Origin of the sequence: Thermomonospora echinospora, assembly GCF_900108175.1 — a bacterium.
In the GTDB taxonomy this organism is placed as follows: domain Bacteria; phylum Actinomycetota; class Actinomycetes; order Streptosporangiales; family Streptosporangiaceae; genus Thermomonospora; species Thermomonospora echinospora.
Genome location: NZ_FNVO01000022.1, coordinates 22323 through 42188, shown reverse-complemented (window position 1 = coordinate 42188; position 19866 = coordinate 22323). Strand labels below are relative to the sequence as shown.

At 70.6% G+C, this 19866-nt stretch carries 15 protein-coding genes; 7 read left to right on the top strand and 8 right to left on the bottom strand.

From position 1 onward, the window contains the following. Positions 1-10 precede the first annotated feature (10 nt). The 5 genes from C4U03_RS32655 to C4U03_RS32635 all read left to right on the top strand — a co-directional run bounded on the left by C4U03_RS32655 (position 11) and on the right by C4U03_RS32635 (position 6047). A complete protein-coding gene (locus tag C4U03_RS32655) occupies positions 11-1294 on the top strand; it encodes an FAS1-like dehydratase domain-containing protein (protein ID WP_103943490.1) in 1284 nt (427 codons plus the stop codon). After that, positions 1291-2085: an enoyl-CoA hydratase/isomerase family protein gene (locus C4U03_RS32650; RefSeq protein WP_103943488.1), complete on the top strand. Its 795-nt coding sequence runs from the start codon at positions 1291-1293 to the stop codon at positions 2083-2085. Before C4U03_RS32655 ends, C4U03_RS32650 begins: the two co-directional genes overlap by 4 nt. Before the next feature lie 170 nt (positions 2086-2255). Further along, positions 2256-3524 carry an FAS1-like dehydratase domain-containing protein gene (locus C4U03_RS32645; RefSeq protein ID WP_200827636.1) on the top strand — a complete coding sequence of 423 codons (1269 nt, stop codon included), beginning with the start codon at positions 2256-2258 and terminating at the stop codon, positions 3522-3524. Positions 3525-4196: 672 nt separating this feature from the next. After that, the gene (locus C4U03_RS32640; protein ID WP_103943484.1) at positions 4197-4508 is read left to right on the top strand and encodes a hypothetical protein; all 312 of its coding nucleotides are present in this window, start codon (positions 4197-4199) and stop codon (positions 4506-4508) included. Between the two features lie 33 nt (positions 4509-4541). Then, the gene (locus tag C4U03_RS32635) at positions 4542-6047 is read left to right on the top strand and encodes a class I adenylate-forming enzyme family protein (protein WP_103943482.1); all 1506 of its coding nucleotides are present in this window, start codon (positions 4542-4544) and stop codon (positions 6045-6047) included. 132 nt (positions 6048-6179) lie between these two features. Here C4U03_RS32635 and C4U03_RS32630 read toward each other — a convergent pair whose 3' ends face one another. The 8 genes from C4U03_RS32630 to C4U03_RS32590 form a co-directional block, all read right to left on the bottom strand. Then, complete coding sequence (locus C4U03_RS32630) at positions 6180-7685, bottom strand: FadR/GntR family transcriptional regulator (RefSeq protein WP_103943480.1); 1506 nt, start codon at positions 7683-7685, stop codon at positions 6180-6182. Positions 7686-7967: 282 nt separating this feature from the next. Then, positions 7968-8726: an SDR family NAD(P)-dependent oxidoreductase gene (locus tag C4U03_RS32620; protein ID WP_103943478.1), complete on the bottom strand. Its 759-nt coding sequence runs from the start codon at positions 8724-8726 to the stop codon at positions 7968-7970. Positions 8727-8851: 125 nt separating this feature from the next. Beyond that, positions 8852-9625, bottom strand: a complete 774-nt coding sequence (locus C4U03_RS32615; RefSeq protein WP_200827635.1) for an enoyl-CoA hydratase/isomerase family protein — start codon at positions 9623-9625, stop codon at positions 8852-8854. A 65-nt stretch (positions 9626-9690) separates the two neighbouring features. Continuing rightward, positions 9691-11079 carry a phosphotransferase family protein gene (locus C4U03_RS32610; protein ID WP_200827634.1) on the bottom strand — a complete coding sequence of 463 codons (1389 nt, stop codon included), beginning with the start codon at positions 11077-11079 and terminating at the stop codon, positions 9691-9693. A gap of 103 nt (positions 11080-11182) precedes the next feature. Further along, entirely contained in the window at positions 11183-12118 is a 936-nt protein-coding gene (locus tag C4U03_RS32605) for a DUF7065 domain-containing protein (protein WP_200827633.1), read from the bottom strand. A 69-nt stretch (positions 12119-12187) separates the two neighbouring features. Continuing rightward, positions 12188-13861 (bottom strand): thiolase C-terminal domain-containing protein, encoded by a 1674-nt coding sequence (locus C4U03_RS32600; protein WP_103943472.1) that lies wholly within the window; start codon positions 13859-13861, stop codon positions 12188-12190. Between the two features lie 231 nt (positions 13862-14092). After that, positions 14093-15577 carry a FadR/GntR family transcriptional regulator gene (locus tag C4U03_RS32595; RefSeq protein WP_200827632.1) on the bottom strand — a complete coding sequence of 495 codons (1485 nt, stop codon included), beginning with the start codon at positions 15575-15577 and terminating at the stop codon, positions 14093-14095. 88 nt (positions 15578-15665) lie between these two features. Further along, on the bottom strand, positions 15666-16898 hold the full coding sequence (locus C4U03_RS32590; RefSeq protein WP_235018288.1) for a CaiB/BaiF CoA transferase family protein: 1233 nt from the start codon (positions 16896-16898) through the stop codon (positions 15666-15668). A gap of 474 nt (positions 16899-17372) precedes the next feature. On the opposite strand from C4U03_RS32590, the gene C4U03_RS32585 reads away from it, so the two are divergent. Together C4U03_RS32585 and C4U03_RS32580 are read left to right on the top strand one after the other, a co-directional pair. Continuing rightward, positions 17373-18845 (top strand): aldehyde dehydrogenase family protein, encoded by a 1473-nt coding sequence (locus C4U03_RS32585; protein WP_103943466.1) that lies wholly within the window; start codon positions 17373-17375, stop codon positions 18843-18845. A gap of 32 nt (positions 18846-18877) precedes the next feature. Next, positions 18878-19738: a mycofactocin-coupled SDR family oxidoreductase gene (locus C4U03_RS32580; RefSeq protein ID WP_103943464.1), complete on the top strand. Its 861-nt coding sequence runs from the start codon at positions 18878-18880 to the stop codon at positions 19736-19738. Positions 19739-19866: the final 128 nt, after the last annotated feature.

Here is a 19866-nt window from a genome sequence, read left to right as displayed (position 1 = left end):
AGGACGTGCGATGAGTGAGACGACCAGCGAACGGGTGCAGGAGGAGTTCACCAAGGCGACCTCGGCCGAGTTGCAGGACGCCGACATCGAGAAGGACCGGGCGATCCTCGGGCGCGACTGGGCGAGCCGGTCCCAGGAGTTCCTGTCCACCGCGACGCCGGAGGCCATCCGCAACTTCGCCCACGGCTATGGCGACGACAACCCGCTGTACTGCGACCCCGAGTACGGCCGGGGCACCCGCTGGGGCGGGCAGATCGCCCCGCCCATCATGGCGGCCGTGCTCAACGCCCCGCTGCGGGGCGAGCGTCCCTCCAAACAGGAGCGGGGCGGCAGCTACCGGGGCATCCATGCCTTCGTCTCCGGGGGCACCTGGGACTGGTACCGGCCGATCCGCCCGGGCGACACCCTGTACTCCTTCGGCGGCCTGGAGTCGGTCGAGGTCAAACGCTCGGAGTTCGCGGGCCGCTCGGTCGTCAAGGTTCACCGCGAGGTCAAGATGAACGGCAACGCCGAGGTCGTCGGCGTCTACCGCACCCTGGTGATCTACACCGAGCGCAAGAAGGCCCGTGAGCGCGGCAAGTACGCCGGTATCGAGGAGCCCTCGTACACCGACGAGGACCTGGCGCGCATCGACGAGATCTACGCCGGCGAGCGTCCCCGGGGGGCGCGGCCGCGTTACTTCGAGGACGTGGCGGTGGGCGAGGTGCTGCCCGCGATGGTCAAGGGCCCGCTCACCACCACCGACATGATCGTCTTCCACGCGGGCGGCTACGGGTTCGTCCCCTATGGGCTCAAGACGGGCCGGCTGGCTTACGCCAACCGGCAGCGGATCGCGCCGTTCTACATCAAGAACGAGTACGGGGTGCCCGACGTGGCGCAGCGGGTGCACTGGGACTCCGCGTGGTCGCAGGCGATCGGCAATCCCCGCGCCTACGACTACGGGGTGCTGCGCGAGTGCTGGATGCACCACTACCTGACCGACTGGATCGGCGACGACGGCTGGGTGGTGTCGCAGCACGACGAGATCCGCAAGTTCAACTACCACGGCGACGTGCAGTTCCTGTCCGGCGAGGTGACCGGCAAGTACGAGGAGGGCGGCCGATGCCTGGTCGACATCGCGTTCAAGGCCACCAACCAGCGCGGTGAGGACACCATCAAGGGCACCGCGACGGTCTGCCTGCCCAGCCGCGAGCACGGCCCGGCCCTGCTGCCGGAGGTGCCCGCGGACCTGCAGCGCCGTGCCGTCGAGATGATGGCCCGGCACGGCGAGCTGCTGCGCGAGGGCGCCCGGTGACCGGCGAGCCGCGCTGCGAGATCTCCGGCGACCTGTTGCGGATCACCCTCGCCCGCCCCGACAAGGCCAACGCGATGCGCGGCCGGGACATGGCCGTGGTCCTGGAGGCTCTGGAGGCCGTGGCCGCGGGCCGGACCGCGCGGGCGGTGCTGATCGAGGGCGAGGGCCGCAACTTCTGCGCCGGGGCCGACCTGGTCTCGGCCAACCCGCCGGGTGGGGACAGGCCCCCGATCGGCACCATGGTGCGGTCGCTGAACACGGTGGCGCACCGGGTCATCCAGACGCTGTGGGACCTGCCGGTCCCGACGGTCGCGGCGGTCCAGGGCAGGGCCGCCGCGTTCGGCCTGAACCTGGCCCTGGCCACCGACTTCGTGGTGGCCGCCGAGTCGGCGACGTTCGGCTACCCGTTCGCCCAGCGCGGTTTCACCGCCGACAGCGGGGCCACCTACCTGCTGCCCCGGCTGATCGGGGTGGCCCGCGCCAAGCAGATGCTCATCCGCGGCACGGTGGTCACCGCCCCGCGGGCGTTGGAGTGGGGGCTGATCGGCGAGGTCGTCCCGGACGGAGAGCTCACCGAGGCCGCCGCCCGGCTGGCGGTCGAACTGGCCGCCGGGCCCACCTTCGTGCATGGGCTCACCAAGGCGATGATCTCCGACCACCTCACCTCGGACCTGCCCCGCGCGCTGGCCGCCGAGGCCCGCACCGTGGAGCTGAGCCTGCGCGGCGACGATTTCAAGGAGGGCATCCGGGCCTTCCTCGGCCGCCGACCTCCACGCTTCACCGGGCACTGACCGGAGAAGAGGTCGTGCAGACCGCGCTCCCGGCGGAACGGAGCGCGCGCGGTACGCCCCCGGCGGCCACGCCGCCGGGGCGGCGCACCAGAGAGCCGGCACACCACCCGCGATGAGCAGGCCCGGGGCCTGTCATGCTTCCCCGCACCAAGAAACTTATACTCTTTCCTATGAAGATGACCGATATGCCGGAGGATTCTGGCATAGAAGAAAGATTCGGTGTACTTACTGAGGAGGCGATCGAGCGCTCCCGACGTCGGCTGGGGGTGCCGCAGCCCCAGCGCAACCCGCCGCACAACTACGAGGTGACCTGGGACGCCGTCCGGCACTTCGCCTACGGCTACGGTGACGACAACCCGCTGTACTGCGACCCCGCCCACGGGGCGGCGACCCGCTGGGGCCGCTTGATCGCGCCGCCCACCTTCCTCTACACGATGGGGGAGGACGCCGCGCCCGAACCCGACCCGCAGACCAAGGCCCTGCTCAAGGGCGACCCGTTCGCCGGGCTCGGCTCCTATCAGGCCGTCATGGAGTTCGAGTGGTGGCGTCCGCTGGAACTGGGTGACCGCTGCCGCATGCTCCAGGCCCAGGTCGGCGTGCAGCCCAAGCCCAGTAGGTTCGGCGGACGCACCGTCCACGTCACCCACGACTTCCTCTACACCAACGGCGCCGGGCAGATGCACGCCGTGCGGCGCGGCACCTGGATCAACGCCGAGCGGCACACCTCCAAGAAGCGCGCCAAGGAGAAGCTCGTCCAGGAGCCGTACACGTCTGAGCGGCTCGCCCAGATCGACGCGCTGTACGCGGCCGAGACCCGCCGCGGCGCCGAGCCGCGGTTCTGGGAGGACGTGCAAGCCGGTGACGAGTTGCAGCCCCGGGTCAAGGGGCCGCTGACCACCACCGACGTGGTGGTCTGGCACCTGGGCTGGGGCATGCAGCTGACCCCGCCCGGCTCGTTCAGGCTGGCGCACCGCGTCCGCACCAAGGCCCCGGGCCTGTACCCGCCCAACGCGCTCAACGTCCCCGACACCGTCCAGCGGCTGCACTGGGAACCGCAGCGCGCACAGGAACTCGGGCTGCCCAACTCCTACGACTACGGCGGTATGCGCGAGACCTGGCTGTGCCACATCATCACCGACTGGATGGGCGACGACGGCTGGCTGTGGAAGCTGCGCTGCGAGCACCGCAAGTTCAACTACATCGGCGACACCACCTGGGTGCGCGGCCGGGTGACGGGCAAACGCCGGGAGGGCGGCCGCAACGAGGTTCACCTTGAGGTGTGGTGCGAGAACCAGCGCGGCGAGACCACCACGCCCGGCACCGCCGTGGTGCTGCTGCCGACCCGCGAGCGTCCCCGCGTCGAACTGCCCGAGTCTCCGGCGCCCGACCTCGACGGCATGGTCGCTCATGAACTCCGGCGGTTCGACGTCGCCGAGTGACCCCACCGTCCGGCACCGGGAACCGGGGCGGCCGGCCGGGGCCGGCCGCCCCGGTTCGTGATGCGCCCGCCGGGCAACGGTGTCGGCGCGGCGGTCGCGGCGGTCGCGGCTATCGAACGGTACGGCGAGGCCGCGGCGGGCTGCTGACCGGCATCCGCGCACGACACGAGGCCGGCCCCGTCCCGACATCTCCTCGGCCGGGACCGGCCTCGTGCGCTGAGGACGTCACCCCCGCCCCAGCGATGGCGACCTGGGTCTCGACGCGGCTCATGGTCTCCTCCTCGGTGGGCGTACCCTGCGGCTCCGGCGCATCAACGACCTCCAGTTTTGAGCGGACGGGCTGCCGCGGCGCCGGTCCCGCATCTCCAAATTCTTATACCCTTTACCTTTCGGCTCTTGGTGAGAGACTCCCGGAGTCGGGTCTGGCGGCTCTGGATATCACTGGATGGCATCTGACATCGCAGGTGAAGCTAGCTTATTTGGCCGCGGATCGACTTGTTGCTATTGGTGTTTAAATAACTACAGCTTGTAGTGTTGCGAGAAACAAGATACTTATATCTCCCGTTCTGGACTCTGCGCACCTATAGTGATGAGTCCCACCCGATACCGGCCCCCTGGGCGGGCGCACCGGCTCGCCGGCCGATGCCCTGTACGCATGTGGAGGACCTTGCGATGAAGCTGCGCCCTGGACGGCAGGTGGCCAGCACCGTTGACGGCACAAGGATGATCGTGGTGCGCGCTCCCGGTGATGACATCGTTCTGACCTGTGGCGGCGCGGAGATGGTCGACCCTGCCGAGGCCGGAACCGGCGAGGGCGGTGTCGCCGACCCAGGGCAGCAGGAGGGCACCGTGCTCGGCAAGCGCTACACCCATGACGGGCTGGGACTGGAACTGCTGTGCACCAAGCCTGGCCAGGGCACGGTGGCCGTCGACGGCGAACCGCTGGTGCTCAAGGAGGCCAAGCCGCTGCCGGCCTCGGACTGAGTTCGCCGACCCCGTTATCGACCGGAGCGTGCGATGAACGTGACGATGCTGCTGGACATGGCGGCCGAGGGCTTCGGTGACCGGGTCGTCGTGGGGCGCAGGCAGGATGGCCTGACCGCCGTGCGGCTGCGTGAGCTGTCGATCGGAGGCGCTCGGGCGGTGGCCGCCGCCGGCGCGGACTCGATCCTGTACCTGGGGGTGAACGGCCCGGCCTTCCCGGTGGCCATGTTCGCCGCGGCTCGCGCCGGGGTTCCGCTGGTCCCCGTCAACTACCGGCTGGGCCGTGAGCAACTCGGCCGGCTGCTGGCCGGCCATCCCGGCGCGTACGCGATCGCCGACGAGGGCCAACTCGAGATGCTCGGTGCGGCCGGTCTGGCGGCCCGCACGCCCGAGGAGTTCATGGCCGCCGCAGCCGACGGCGACCTCGGCGAGCCTGGTGAGCCCGGCTGGACCGATGCCCCGGCCGTACTGATCTACACCAGCGGGACCACCTCCGCGCCCAAGGGCGTGGTGCTGCGTCACCAGAACCTGGTGTCGTATGTGCTGGGGTCGGTGGAGTTCGCCGCGGCGGGCGAGGAGGAGGCGGCGTTGATGAGCGTACCGCCGTACCACATCGCGGCCGTCTCCAACGTACTGACCAACCTGTATGCGGGCCGCCGGTTCATCGCTCTGCCCTCGTTCTCCCCGGCCGGCTGGCTGGAGGTGGTGCGCGAGCAGGCGGTGACCAACGCGATGGTGGTGCCGACGATGCTGGCCCGCATCATGGACGCCGACGGGCTGGACCGTTCGGTGCCGTCGCTGCGCACCCTGGCCTACGGCGGCGCCAAGATGCCGCCCCGGGTCATCGAGCGGGCGCTGGCCGAATGGCCGCACGTCGACTTCGTCAACGCCTATGGGCTGACGGAGACCAGCTCGACCATCTCCGTCCTTGGCCCGGAGGACCACCGCACCGCGTTCGCGTCCACCGACCCCGAGGTGCGCGCCCGGCTGTACTCGGCCGGGCGGACCGTTCCGGCGATCGAGCTGGAGGTCCGTGACGAGGAGGGCCGGGTGCTGCCGGCGGGGGAGAGCGGGCGGATCTGGGTGCGCGGTGAGCAGGTCTCCGGCGAGTACGCCGGGCAGGGCTCGGCGGTCGATGAGCGCGGCTTCTTCGACACCCGTGACCGGGGCCGGCTGGATGCCGGCGGCTATCTGTTCGTCGAGGGCCGTATCGACGACACCATCATCCGCGGAGCCGAGAACATCGCCCCCGCCGAGATCGAGGACGTCCTGCTGCGCCATCCCGACGTCGCCGACGCCGTCGTGGTCGGGGTGCCCGATGAGGAGTGGGGCCAGCGCATCGAGGCCGTGATCGTCCCGGCGCCGGGTGCCGGCGTGGACACCGAGGCGCTGCGCGAGCACGTCCGGAGCCTGCTGCGCGGCTCCAAGACCCCCGACCGGATCGTGGTGTGGCCGGAGCTGCCGCGCACCCCCACCGGCAAGATCCTGCGCCACGACGTGGTGACCGGCCTGACCGCCGGGCGACAGACCGTCTCCTGACGACCAGGACACCAGCGGGCTCCATGGCCGATCCGGCCGCAGGGCTCGTCGCAGCGCAGGAGCCGGGTGATCCTCGCTCCATCGGCACCGGGACCGGGCGGTTCCGCTTTGCCGCTGTCCGTGCGATCCGGGTCAGTGGTACCAGGTGGTCAGCGCCTCCAGGTGGCGGCGCATGCGGTACTGGGCCATGCTCTGGTCGCCGTCCAGGATCGCCTCCAGGATGCGCTGGTGGATCCGTTCGACCTCGACGGCGGCCTCCAGACCGGGCGGCGGATGCTCCTGGGTCGCGGTGTGCCGGGCCCACAGCTCGGTGAGGATGCGCAGGAACATCACCAGTACCGGGTTGCCGGACAGGTCGGCCAGTTCGGTGTGGAACAGGTCGGCGCCTGGCCGTCCAGGCTCCAGTTGCTCGGCCGTGTGGTCCAGTGCGGTGCGCAGCCGTGTGGCGACCTCGGGGTCGTGACGGCGCGCGGTTACCCGCTGCAGCGTGCCCAGCTCGACGGCGTCGCGGACCACCCGCAGATCTTCGGCGGTGACGGCCTGGTGGTCCAGGTAGAGGGCCATGGTGTCGATGCTGGCGTCCGGTTCGGGGGCGGTGACGATCAGGCCGCCACCCGGGCCACGGCGCATGCGCGCCACTTGGTGGTATTCCAGCAGCCGTACCGCCTCGCGCAGCACCGCCCTGCTGACGCCGTACCGGATCAGCAGGGCGGTCTCCGAGCCCAGCACGCGGCCGACCTGCCAGCCGTCGGCGGCGATCTCGTCGTGGATGCGGGCGGCGATGGTCTCGGCCAGCTTGGCGCCGGGCCCGCCGACCAGCCGGGTCTCCGCCTGCTCCGAACCAGGCCCCTCCGCCGTCCGGTGCTCGTGCAGCCAGGCGGCGATCTGGTGGAGATGTCCGGTCAGGTGGGCCTGTGCCAGGCCACCGTCACCGGCGATCACGGCATCGACGAGATGGGCGTGCTCGTGCTGCGAGTCCTGCTTGGCCCGGGTGGCCTCCGCCTTGGACGTGCGGCGGGAGTGGTGGGCGTATCGGGTCGTCAGACGGGTGAGCACGTCGATGAACAGACGGAGTGCGGGGTTGCCCGACAGCTCGCCGAGCAGCACGTGCATCGTGTTCTGGGACCAGATGCCGGGCTCGTCACGCCGCTGCTCCTCCTCGTGCAGGGTACGCCGCAGCCGGTCGATGCCGTCCTCGGTGAGCCGTTCGGTCGCCAGTGACGCCGCCAGCGGCTCCAGCAGCAGCCGGGCGTGCATGAGATCCTCGATGCTGGTGCCGACATAGTCGAGATAGATCACCATCGCGTGGCTGGCCGGTGCGGCGTCGGGGGCGGTCACCAGCAGGCCGCCGCCGGGCCCCCGCCGCATCCGGGCCACCTGATGATGCTCCACCAGCCGCACGGCCTCGCGCAGGACCGATCGGCTCACCTGGTATCGGTCGCGCAGTTCGGCTTCTGAGCCCAGGTTGCGCCCGACCGGCCAGCCGAGCCGGATGATGTCGTCCTCGATCCGCCGGGCGACCTGGGCGGCGAGCTTGCCCGCCGAGGCCCCGTCGGTGTGCTGCCGCCCGGCGGAGCCCCGTGCCACGGCCGGCTCCTCCTCGCCGGCGAACGGGACGTTCACGTCGGTTCTCGCCATGGGACGGTCGACTCCTCTGCAGGGACCAAAGGACCCTCAGTCTAGTTTCCGTCCCCGGCCTGTCCCGCCGGACTCGGGTCTTGTACCTGCTTTAATGACACTCTTTCCCGCTGCCGGCCAATGGGGAGGGACGGCCTTCTCCCGGCCGCACCCTGATCAGCCCCTCGTGCGTCACGCCGGCCACCAGCCGTCCGAAGCGGTCGAACATCGAGCCGCGGCACAGTGCCCGCTCGTTCGCTCTCGCGGCACCAGTGTGCACGGTGCCGTCGGCGGAACCGGCGGTCACCTCGGGGCGAACCGCTGGCCGGCGTCCAGGCGCAGGCACTGGCCGTTGAGCATCTGGTTGTCGACGATGGCCAGCGCCAGCTTGGCGTACTCCTCGGGGCGGCCCATGCGCCGGGGGAAGGCGGCGTCCTTGGTGAGGGACCTGGCCATCTCGTCGGGGATGGCGGCGGTGGCGCCGGTGGCGAACAGGCTGGGGGCGATGGCCAGCACCCGGATGCCGAGCGAGCCGAGGTCACGGGCCATGGTCAGGCACATCCCGGCGATGCCGGCCTTGGCGGCGGTGTAGGCGACCTGCCCGATCTGCCCCTCGAACGCGGCGATCGAGGAGGTGTTGATGATGACGCCGCGCTCGTCGTCCTCGGGCTCGTTGGCGCTCATATGCGCGGCCGCCAGCCGGCTGATGTTGAACGTGGCGACCACGTTGAGGTCGAGTACCTGCCGGAAGCTGTCCAGGTCGTGCGGGCCGCTCTTGCCGAGGGTGCGTTTGGCGATCCCGCCGCCCGCGGTCGTCACGGTCACATGGAGCCCGCCCAGGGCCTCCACCGCCTCATTAAGAGCCGTTTCAGTACCCTCAAAGTCGGTGATGTCGCAGGTGTGGAACGAGGCTCCCAGCGCCTTGGCGACCGCCTCCCCGCCCGACTCCGGGCGGTCGAGCACCGCGACGTCCGCGCCCCGGGCCGCGAAGGCCTCGGCGGTGGCCCGTCCCATTCCCGAGGCTCCGCCGAAGACGGCCACCTTCTTGCTCTTGATCTCCATGCGCGCTCCGTTCTGCGACGCCGCCCTCCGGCGCCGGAGAGCGGCGATTAGAGGGCTGCGAACCGAAAAGATAGTACTTTATTCGTCTTTCGTGGGGTAGGAAGGGGCTCGATGAGCTGTGCTCGTCAACGCAGCGTCCACTGCCGCCGGGGCACCGACGCCCGGTCGATCTGCGCCGTCCCGAGGGGGTTGCCGATGTGGGTGTAGGACAGGCCGGTGCGCAGCGCCTGGGACCGGGTGCTGTCCAGGGACTCCCAGATGGCGCGGACGGTGCCCTGGATTGCCGCCGGGGGCTTGGCGGCGATGATGCGGGCGATCTCCTCGCCGCGCTCCCAGAGTCGTTCGCGGGGGAGCACCTCGGTGACCAGGCCGATCTGCAGGGCGCGTTCGGCCGAGACCCGCTCGTCCAGGCCCAGCAGGGCGATGCGCAGCGCCTCGCCGAGGGGGACCCGGCGGGCCAGGCCGATGGGCTCGAGGGCGGCGGTCAGGCCATAGCTGACGTGGGGGTCGAAGAAGGTGGCGTCCTCGGAGCAGATCACGATGTCGGACTCGTTGATCCAGTAGAACGCCCCCCCGGCGGCCATGCCGTGCACGCAGCACACCACGGGCTTCCAGACATGGTTGAGCTTGGGGGACAGCAACTCCCCGGGATCGATCTGCGTCCACACGTTGGGATGCCTGTCGAAGCCCTGCTTGACGTCCACGCCCGTGCAGAAGGCCCGGTCGCCGGCCGCACGCAGCACCATGACATGGACGTCGTCGTCTTCGCGGACGGTCTTCCAGATCAGCGAGAACTCATCGCACATCGCCTGGTTGAAGCTGTTCATCGCCTCGGGGCGGTTGAGCGTGATGGTGGCGACGTGGTCGGACACCTCGTAGATCACCGTGGTCAGGTCCATCGTGACTCCGTTCTGCAGCCGATTCCGTCCGGCACGGCGCCCGGCGGTGCGGACGCCGGGACCGGTCAGGACAGGGGATCGAAGCGGCGCTCGGCGAGCCGGCCCATCGCGGGACGGCATACCTGTGTCTCCCGCAGCACCCAGCGGTAGAGGACGGGCAGCGCCGCTGAGAGCGTCACCGCGCCGTGGCGCAGCCCCTCCGACAGGCGGGCCAGTCCCTCTGCGACGGTGTCCGGACGGGTGCCCAGCAGGCTCTCCAGGTCCTCCAGGTCGCGGTGACGTTTGGCGTCCGCGAGCCGTTCGCTCTCCCGCAGGTACTTCAGGATCCGCGCCACTCCCTTGCTGCGCAGGATGACGAAGGGATCCTCGCTGCGCGGCACGATGATCTCGCCGATCTGGGCGATGGCAGCGTCGTACAGCCACTCGTTGTCGCAGGCGGTGGCCGGCAGCGGCGCCGGGGGGTCGATCTTCGTTCCGGTCGCGTCGGCCAGCGCCTCCACCATGAGACGGCGGTGCAACGCCATGTAGATCAGGCCGTTGCCCACCTCGGAGAGGAGGGCGGTCTTCCTGGAGGACTGGTGGCCGAGGATGAGGATGCGCAGTTCGGCCAGGACGCGGTAGTAGCGGATGCGGTCCAGGTCCACGGCACGCCCGGAGGCCGCCGCGTAGTCGGCCAGCCGGTCGGGGATGTGGGTGAACGGTTCCTGGACGGCGCGCACCGTGACCCAGGCCAGATCATCGTGCGGGTCGCCCAGGTGGGCCAGTTCCCAGTCGAGCACCGCCGTCACCCGGCCGTCCTGATAGAGGAAGTTGCCGGGCCCGGTGTCCCCCTGGACGATGACCGCCGGCTCCGACACGTCGGGGACGTTCTGCCGCACCCAGGCCAGCCCCAGGTCGATGAGCGGGTCGGCGGGTTCGGTGGACCGTCGGTAGAGCGCCTCCCAGCGGTCGATCTCGGCGTGCACCAGATCGCGCAGGTCGGTCTCCGGCGACCGGTCGGGGGGCAGCACCCTGCGCGGGTCGACCGCGTGCAGGGCCGCCAGGATGCCCATGAACTCGCGGGCGATGCTCAACCGCTGCGCTTCGCCCCGCAGCCGGGAGAACCAGGTCTGGCCCGGTACCCGTTCGGCCAGGATGGCCTGCTCGGTGGGGTGGACGGCGTGAATGCGCGGCACCGGGACGGCGCTGTCCTGCAGGGCGAGGAAGTAGCGCGCCTCGTTCTGCAGGGTGAAGGGGTCCTCGGCCTCGTCAGCCCTGCCGCGGTCATAGCGCAGGAACAACTCCAGCCGTGTCCCGTCGGCCGTCTCCGCGTCGACGAACCAGGCTTCGCGCCTGCCTCCGCCCGGTCGGCGCTCGAAGGAGACGATCTTTCCCCGCACGGCGCCCGCCATCCAGTCGACGAGGGCATCGCTGAGCCCGGTGGCCGTTTCCTCGGTGGATGCGGACATTCCCATCACGCTCCTTTGGATGTCGTGGCGATGCCGGAGGGATGTCGCGGCCTGCGCCGCGATCGGGATGCCCGGCCCGATGACCGCGAGGACGTCGCCGGGCCGGGCGTCAGGATGCCGATGAGGTCCGGGCCCATTCCCTGATCGGCCAGACGTCCTGGTCCTCGCCGTTGACGGTGCGCCCCTCGATCGTCCAGCGCAGGGAGGTGTTCAGGCACAGCGAGGTGGCGCCCGGCAGGAACATCCTGCTGAGGCCCTCCGCCCGGCCCGTGGTGACCCGTCCCAGTTCGTCGCGGACCTCCAGGGAGATCCCGGTGACCCAGTTCTCGGCGGGGTCGCGTAGGACCTCCCGGCGGCCGTCCACGATACGTGCCACCTGGCCGTCGCGCCGTACGTATCCGGTGTAGACGTGTTCGAGGTCTGTGCCGTCCGGAGCGGTGTAGGTCAGCAGGCTGATCTCGGGGGAGGCCGCCCAGGTGTAGCCCACCCGGCGGTATCCGCGTTCGTGCCGCGGCCCCCAGGAGCGGTCGCGCATGGCGTGGCAGTCGACGTCGATGTGCTCACCGTCGAGGATGATGTGCCCGGTCAGCCGTCCCGTCTGGTCGTAGTGGGACGCCTTGGGGTACGGGGGCGCGCCGCGGCGCAACGGCACCGGCTCTTCGAGCGCGTCGAAACGGAACTGCACCTGGACCCGGTGCCGGTCCTCATGGCGCAGGTCGTAGGACATCCCGTGCTCACGTGTCGTTATCGACAGGCCCGTGGGAAAGTCGATGCATCCCGGCCCCCGGACGACCGGCGGCTTGAGGTGGCCGAACTGCTCGAAGAAGGGCAGCTCCCACGGGTCCGTCCCGGTGGCGTCCCACATCCACATCCCGCCGCCCGTGGCGCCCAGGGTGCTGCGGACCGATGCGTACAACCATCCGCCGATCTTGCGCTCGGGGACGAAGAAGGAGTACCAGAAGGTCTCCGTCTCGTAGAAGTCGCCGCTGGAGGGGTGCAGGTCGTCGTCGGCCGGCGTGAAGCGGTCTTCTTCGGCAAGGGTCACAGCGGGGCCTTTCGTCGGGTGGGACATGGGGAGGCGGTATGCACGGCCGGAGGCCCCGGTCGTACGGGGTCAGCGATCCGAGCGCAGCAGCATGGCCCCGGAGGGGACGCCGCCGCCCGCGGTGACGACGGCGACCCGGGCATCGGGAACCTGCCGTCCCTCGGCCTCGCCTCTCAGCTGCAGGACGGCCTCTCGGACGAATCCATAGCCGTGCAGCCGTCCGGCCGACAGTTGCCCGCCGTGGGTGTTGAGGGGAAGCCGGCCGTCGAGGGCGATGCCGCGGCCTTCGTCAATGAAGTCCCGGGCGCCGCCGAACTCGCAGAAGCCGAGGGCCTCCAGCCAGGACAGGGCGTTGAAGGTGAACCCGTCATAGAGTTCGGCCACGTCGACGTCCTCGGGGCGCAGCGACGTCCTGCTCCACAGATGCGCCGACGGGCCGAGGGACTGGGGCAGGTGGGTGAGGGTGTCCTGGTCCCACGACAGCCGTTCCATGATCTGGGTGCCGACGGCCTCGACCAGGACCGCAGGTTTGGGCCGGTCCGCGACGGTCTCCACGGCCGAGACGACGACGGCGACGGCGCCGTCGACGGGCACGTCGCAGTCGTACAGCCCGAACGGGGTCGAGACCATGCGGGCCTGCAGGTAGTCGTCCATAGTCAGCGGGTCCCGGTAGACCGCCTCGGGGTTGCGCGCCGCGTTGGCGCGGGCGGTGAGCGCGATCCAGCCGAGCGTCCGGCGGTCGCCGCCGTAGCGGTGGAAGTAGTGCGAGGCGTGGCAGGCGATCCAGTTGGCCGCCGACACCGCCCCGAAGGGCAGGCGCCACTCCATCATCCCGGTGGCGCGCCCGCCGCCGGCGTGCCAGCGACCGGATCGCACCAAGGCCGCGTGCGTGGACTCCCACACCGTCCGGAAGCACAGCACGTGGCGGCACAGCCCAGAGGCGACCGCCAGCATCGCCGAGATGATGGAGCCGATCTGGCCGGGGGTGTCGGAGCCGCCGTTCACCCAGGTGGGCCGCAACTGCAGGGCCTCGGCCAGTTCCATGACCCCGCCCTCGGACATGCCCGAGGCGGGGGCGGGGCCGGGGTAGGTGGCCAGGCCGTCGATGTCGTCGACGGACAGGCCCGCGTCCTCGACGGCGGCCAGGCAGGCGTCGGCGGTGAGCGACAGCGGGTCGACCATCAGCCGGCGGCCGACCGCCGACTGCCCGACCCCGGTCAGGGCGACCTTGTCCTCGAACTTGTCCCGGCGCACCATCGGCCGCAGCGACGTCTTGTAGGGGCGGGGCTCGGGGACGGGGCCGGCGATGCCCGCCAGTTCCGGGTCCGGTGCGAACAGCGGCAGGTGGATCTTCTCGTCCGCGCCGGCCGAGGCCACTTCGAACAGGACCCGGACCTGCATGCCGACATGCACGTCGGCGGGGTCACAGTGGACGATGTTCGTCATCAGCCGTGCCCCGTCGTCCTCGGCCAAGGCGACGATGGCGATGACGTACGGCGGAGGGAAGCCCGGCAGCCACTGCTGGGCGTTGACCGTGAACCCCACCACCGTTGCCCTGCCGGAGACCGGTGCCATCACCATGTTCGGGCCGCGACAGGACCGGCAGCGCGGCAGCGGCGGATGCGTGTACGCCGAGCAGTCCTGACAGTGGGCGATCCGCAGCTCACCGTCTTCACCGGCCGCCCAGAACTCCGCGCTGGCCGGCGTCGGCTGCGGCAACGGCCGCACCGTCGGTCGATCCATGACGAGATCCCTTCGTCCGAAGGCCGCTCCCGGGCATGGCGAGGCGTCCGTTTCCATGGGCCGGATGAGCGCCTCGCCCCCATGCCGCCCGATGCGTGGACAGGGCCGCGGCTCATCGGTGAATATAGTGTACACAATATTGTGATATCAAGGATCAGGCCGAGAAAGTCCGCGCGGTTGGCGGCAATGAGTAGCCTTAAAGACGTTCGATGATCCCCTGTGGCCTGGGCCTCAGGGGGCCAGATGCCGTCGCATCCGGTGCTGGGCCAGGCCCGCGTCGCCGTCGCGGATCGCGCTGAGGATCTCGCCGTGCGCGGGGTCGGAGTCGTCCAGGCACATGCCGGCGGAGTCCGGCCGCCCGTGGGCCGCGCGGGTCCGGCGGGACAGGTCGGTAATGATCCGCAGGAACAGGCTCAGCACCGGGTTGCCGGCCAGTTCGGCGAGTTCGGCGTGGAAGTCCTGGACGGCGGAGCCGTCGCCGCGGGCCTGTCCGGGCGGCCGGTCGGCGAGCGTCTTGAGCCGCCGGGCGATGTCCGGCTCCTCACGCCGGGCCGCCACGCGGGCGGTCGTCCCGACCTCGATCGCCTCCCGGACGACGTGCAGGTTCTCGGCGGTGACACCGCGGTAGGCCAGGTACAGTGCGGCCGCGTCGACGGCCGCTCGCGGCTCGGGTCGGGTGACGACCAGGCCACCCCCGGGGCCTCGCCGGGACGTGGCCACGGAATGGTGCTCCAGCAGCCGGACGGCCGCGCGCAGCACCGCACGGCTGGTCTCGTAGCGCTCCATGAGCTCGGCCTCCGAGCCGAGGACCGAGCCGACCGGCCTGCCCTGGGCGACGATGTCCTCGTAGATCCGGACCGCGACCGTCTCGGCGAGCGTGGCGCCCATGCCCAGCCCCGGCGAGACGGCGGACACCGGCATGATCGAGCCGGGTCGTTCCCGGTCGGTTCCGGTGCCGAGCCATTCGGCCACCTCGTCCAGGTGCTCGATCAGCTTGATCTGGGCCCGCGGCGCGTCGCCGGCGACCGTGGCGTCCACGATCTCGGCGTGCTGGCGGTAGGAGATCTCGGTGAAGCGGAGCACCTCCGCCAGGGGGATGCGCGCGGCCAGGCTCACGTACCGGAAGGCCAGCTGTTCCAGCACGTCGGTGAAGAGCTGGAGGACCGGATTGCCGGTCATCTCGCTCAGCATGGCGTGGAAGAGGTTGTCGGCCCAGCCGCCCGGGTCCTTGGGGGGGATCTCGGCGGCCAGGGCGTTGCGCAGCGCCGCGATGCCGCGCTCGTTGATCCGCTCGGTGACGAGCCTGCCGACGAGCGGTTCGATGAGGCGACGGGCATGGAGCACGTCGCGCAGGTCCGCGTTGGCGTACTCGATGTAGATGACGACCGCCCGGACCGTCGGCTCTGCGTCCGGGGCGCAGATGACCAGCCCGCCGCCCGGCCCGCGGCGCATCCTGGCGACCTGGTGGTGCTCCAGCAGCCGGGCCGCCTCCCGCAGCACGGTGCGGCTCACCCCGTAACGCTCCCGCAGCACCGGCTCGGAGTCCAGGATCTCCCCGACAGGCCATCCCCGCCTGATCACCTCGGCCTCGATCTGCCTGGCCACCTGCGCGGCGAGCTTGCCCACCGACCCGCCCGCCCGGCCGGGATCTCCGGTGCCGGAGAGGGGGCCGTCATCGTCAGGGCCGGGGGCGGGCCGGGCGCCTGCCTTCACCACAGACGGCTCACCCCCCGGTTTCCCTGACATTCCCGTCTGATTCTAGGGCGGACGTTCCGCGGCGCCGGGCGGCTCGGCGGCCATCGGCTCAGGTGATCGCGCCGTCGAGCTTGAGCGCGATCAGTTCCTCGTCGCTCAGCCCCAGCTGGCGCAGGACCTCGTCGGTGTGCTCGGCGAACTGCGGTGCGCGTCGCAGTTCGGGCGGGGTCTCGTCGAACTGGACGGGGTTGGCGACCAGTTCGCGCCGCTTTCCGTCGGCGTCGATCACCGGGGCGATGAGGCCGTTGGCGCGCAGCGCCGGATCCTGGCCGACCTCCCAGGAGTTCTGCACCGCCGCCCACTGGCCCTGCATGCCCTCGAACAGCTCGACCCACTCGGCGTAGGTGCGCTGCTCGATGATCTCGGCGACCAGTCCGGCGGCCGCCGGGGCGTTCTGCATGATCTTCTCGACCCCGGCGAAGCGCTCGTCGGAGATCAGGTCCTCACGGCCGACGACGGTGCAGAACTCGGGCCAGTACAGGCCGGGCTGGAGCATCGCCATCTCCAGCCAGCGCCCGTCGGCGGTGCGGTAGGCGCCGATCAGCGGGTTGGTGGGCGATCCGTGCCTGGGCTGCTTGATCTCCGGCAACGGGCCGCCGGCCATCAGGGCGAGGTTGACCGAGAACTGCGTCGCCCAGGCGCCGACGCCGATCAGGGACACGTCCACGACGGAGGGTTCGCCGGTGGCCTGCCGCGAGTAGAGCGCCGCCGCGATCCCCCCGGCGATCGTCATGCCGCCGATGGAGTCGCCGTAGGCGCCGGCGGGCATGCGCATCATGGTGTCGGAATCCGGCGGGGTGACCCCGGCGGCGCTGCCTCCCCGTGCCCAGAACGCCGTGCTGTCGTAGCCGCCCTTGTCGGCCTCCTCGCCGCGGGAGCCGAACCCGGTGCCCCGGACGTAGATGATGTCGGGGTTGATCGCCCGGATGTCCTCGACGTCGATGCGCAGTTTGGCTCGCGCGCCGGGCAGGAAGTTCGTCAGGAACACGTCGCTGGTGCGGACGAGTTCCTCCAGCACCCTGCGGGCGGACGGGTTCTCCAGGGCGAGCCCGACACTGCGCTTGCCTCGGTTGGGGCCTTCCATGATCGGGAAGAACGAGGTGTTCCTGCTCCGCACGTCCAGGCCGAGCAGTCTGACCAGGCCTCGCTGGGCGTCGCCCCGCTCGGCGTGCTCGATCTTGATGACGTCGGCTCCCCAGTCGGCCAGTACCGCGCCGGCGGCCGGCACGAAGGTGAACTGGGCGACCTCCAGGACTCGCACACCTTCCATGGGCCGATGCATCTGAACCGCCTCCTTCTCGGCGCACGCCCCGAACCGGCGGGGCGTCGCCGCGCCCGCAGTCCCGGCCCAGAGAACAGCCGCGCACCACCTTGATTGTGTGCACTCTGTTAGGCGACGGCGGGAAGCATAGCAATCGCTGCCAGTCCTGGGAAGGCATCGGAAGTGACCTGTCAGCACTGTGATATCTCCTTGTAAAGCTGGGATTTTATGCCCCCTGGGGGTCGGGCGAGGGGCGGGGCCGGTGTTCACCGGGTGCCGGTGGGTTGAGAGCGGATCGGTTGGCTCTCCTTAATTAGGGCTACCCAAATCATGTGGCCGGTCGTACGATCGTGTGGGTCGCGTCACAGCCGGCCGGAACGGTCGAGATGGCTGTGGAGCCCGGTCCTGCGGCGTCCCTGGAGGGCCGGGCGTCCCTCGACGCCCTACGGCCGCGCCGGACCGCACATGGCCGGCGCCGGTCACCGAGGAGGATCCATGAGTGCAGATTTGATCCGGCGGCTCTATATCGACGGGGCCTGGACCGACGGTGACGGTGACGAGCGGATCGACGTCGTCAACCCGGCGACCGAGCAGGTCATCGGCCAAGTGCCGCAAGCAACCCGCAGCGATGTGGTGCGGGCGATCGAGGCCGCGCGGCGCGCGTTCGACGAGGGTCCCTGGCCGCGGATGTCGGTGCGGGAGCGGGCACAGGTCATGCTGCGCATGGCCGACGTCATGGAACGGCGGATGCCCGAGATCGTCGAGCTGAACATCGCCGAGGCCGGCTCCATCCGCCCGCTGGCCGAGTCGATCCAGGTCGGGATCCCGATCCAGCACTTGCGGGACATGGCCGAGCGGGTGATGCCCGCCTTCGCCTGGGAACGGCCGGTGGCACCGTTCGTCGGCCAGGGCATCGGCCAGGGTGTGCTGCGGCGGGAGCCGTTCGGGGTCGCCACGCTGATCTCCGCCTACAACTTTCCGTTCTTCCTCAGCGTCATGAAGCTGGCGCCCGCACTGGCCGCGGGCTGCACGACCGTGCTGAAGCCCGCTCCCACCACTCCGCTGGAGTCGCTGATCCTGGGGGAGATCGCCGAGGAGGCCGGGCTGCCGCCGGGGGTGCTCAACGTCGTCACCGGCGACATCGCCGCGGGCCAGGAGCTGACCACCAACCCGATGGTGGACCTGGTCAGCTTCACCGGATCGGACACCGTCGGCCGGATGGTCTACGGGCAGGCCGCGTCCACGATGAAGAAGGTCGTGCTGGAACTGGGCGGCAAGTCGCCCACCGTCGTGTGCGAGGACGCCGACCTTGACAAGGTGCTCCCCGAGGTGCTGGCCGGTATCACCGTCCACGCCGGCCAGGGCTGCGCGCTGTTCACCCGGACGCTGGTGCATCGTTCCCGGCACGACGAACTGGTCGAGAAGGTCGTGGCCGCGCTGCAGTACGTCAAGGTCGGCGACCCGGCCGAGCCGGCCACTCTGATGGGCCCGCTGATCAGCCAGGCCCAGCGGGACAAGGTCGAAAAGCTCATCCGCACCGGGGAGGAGGAGGGCGCGCACCTCGCCTTCGGCGGCGGCCGGCCTGTCGGCCTGGAACGGGGCTACTTCGTGGAGCCGACGCTGTTCACCGGAGTCGACAACGCCATGACGATCGCCCAGACCGAGTTCTTCGGGCCCGTCGGCGTCGTCATCCCCTTCGAGGACGACGAGGACGCCGTGCGCATCGCCAACGACACCAGCTATGGGCTGGCGGGCTCGGTGTGGGCGGCCGATCCGGTCCGCGCCTACGAGATCGCCAAGCGGATCCGGGCCGGCTATGTCGCGGTCAACGGGGCCGGCGGCGGCCTCAGCCCGCACCTGGCCTTCGGCGGTTACCAGCAGAGCGGGCTCGGCCGTGAGTGGGGCGAGCACGGGCTCGACGAGTACCTGCAGACCAAGAGCATCGCCTGGGGCGTCGCGGGCGGCTGAACCGCACCGCTCGACTGAGGAGGTAAAGAGAAATGGGCCGGGTTCAAGACAAGGTCGTATTCATCACCGGCGCCGCCCGCGGTCAGGGCAGGGCCCACGCGGTGCGTCTCGCGGAGGAGGGCGCCGACATCATCGGCGTCGACCTGTGCGCGAACATCGCCACCAACGACTACCCGCTCGCCACGCGCGAGGACCTGGACGAGACCGTCCGTCAGGTGGAGAAGCTCGGCCGGCGGATGTTCGCCGCGCAGGCCGACGTGCGCGAGCCCGCCGTGCTCGCCGGCGCCGTCTCCCAGGGGGTGGCCGAGCTGGGCAGACTGGACGCGGTCGTCGCGCAGGCCGGCATCTGCCCGCTGGGCAGCCAGGACGCGCAGGCGTTCCTGGACGCCGTGGCCGTCGACTTCAACGGTGTGGTGCACGCCGTCCAGGCGGCGCTGCCGCATCTGCCGGACGGCGCCTCGATCGTCGCGACCGGATCCGTCGCCGGGCTGCTGCCCGGGGCCACCGACAACCCGGCCAATGGCTTCGGGGGCATGGGGTACTCCTGGGCCAAGCGCGCCGTCGCCTCGTTCGTCCACGACCTGGCCGTGACGCTGGCCCCGCGCCGGATCCGGGCGAACGCGGTGCATCCCGCCAACTGCAACACCGACATGCTCAACAGCGACGTCATGTACCGGGCGTTCCGCCCCGACCTGGAGAACCCGACCCGCGAGGACGCCCTGGTCACGTTCCCCGCGATGCAGGCGATGCCGGTCGGGTTCGTCGAGCCCGAGGACATCGCGGACATGGTGCTGTTCTTGGTCTCCGACGAGTCCAGGTTCGTGACCGGCATGCAGATGCGGGTCGACGCCGGCAGCTACGTCAAGAACCGTCCCCAGCAGCCGAGCTTCTAGCGACGGTGCCCCGTGGGGCGGGGGACGCCTGCCGCCCCACGGATCACCGGCCGGTGACAGGAAACGAGATCACGCGGCCGGGACGCACGAGTGCGTCCCGGCGGACCCGAGCGGCGTCCGTCCCGCCG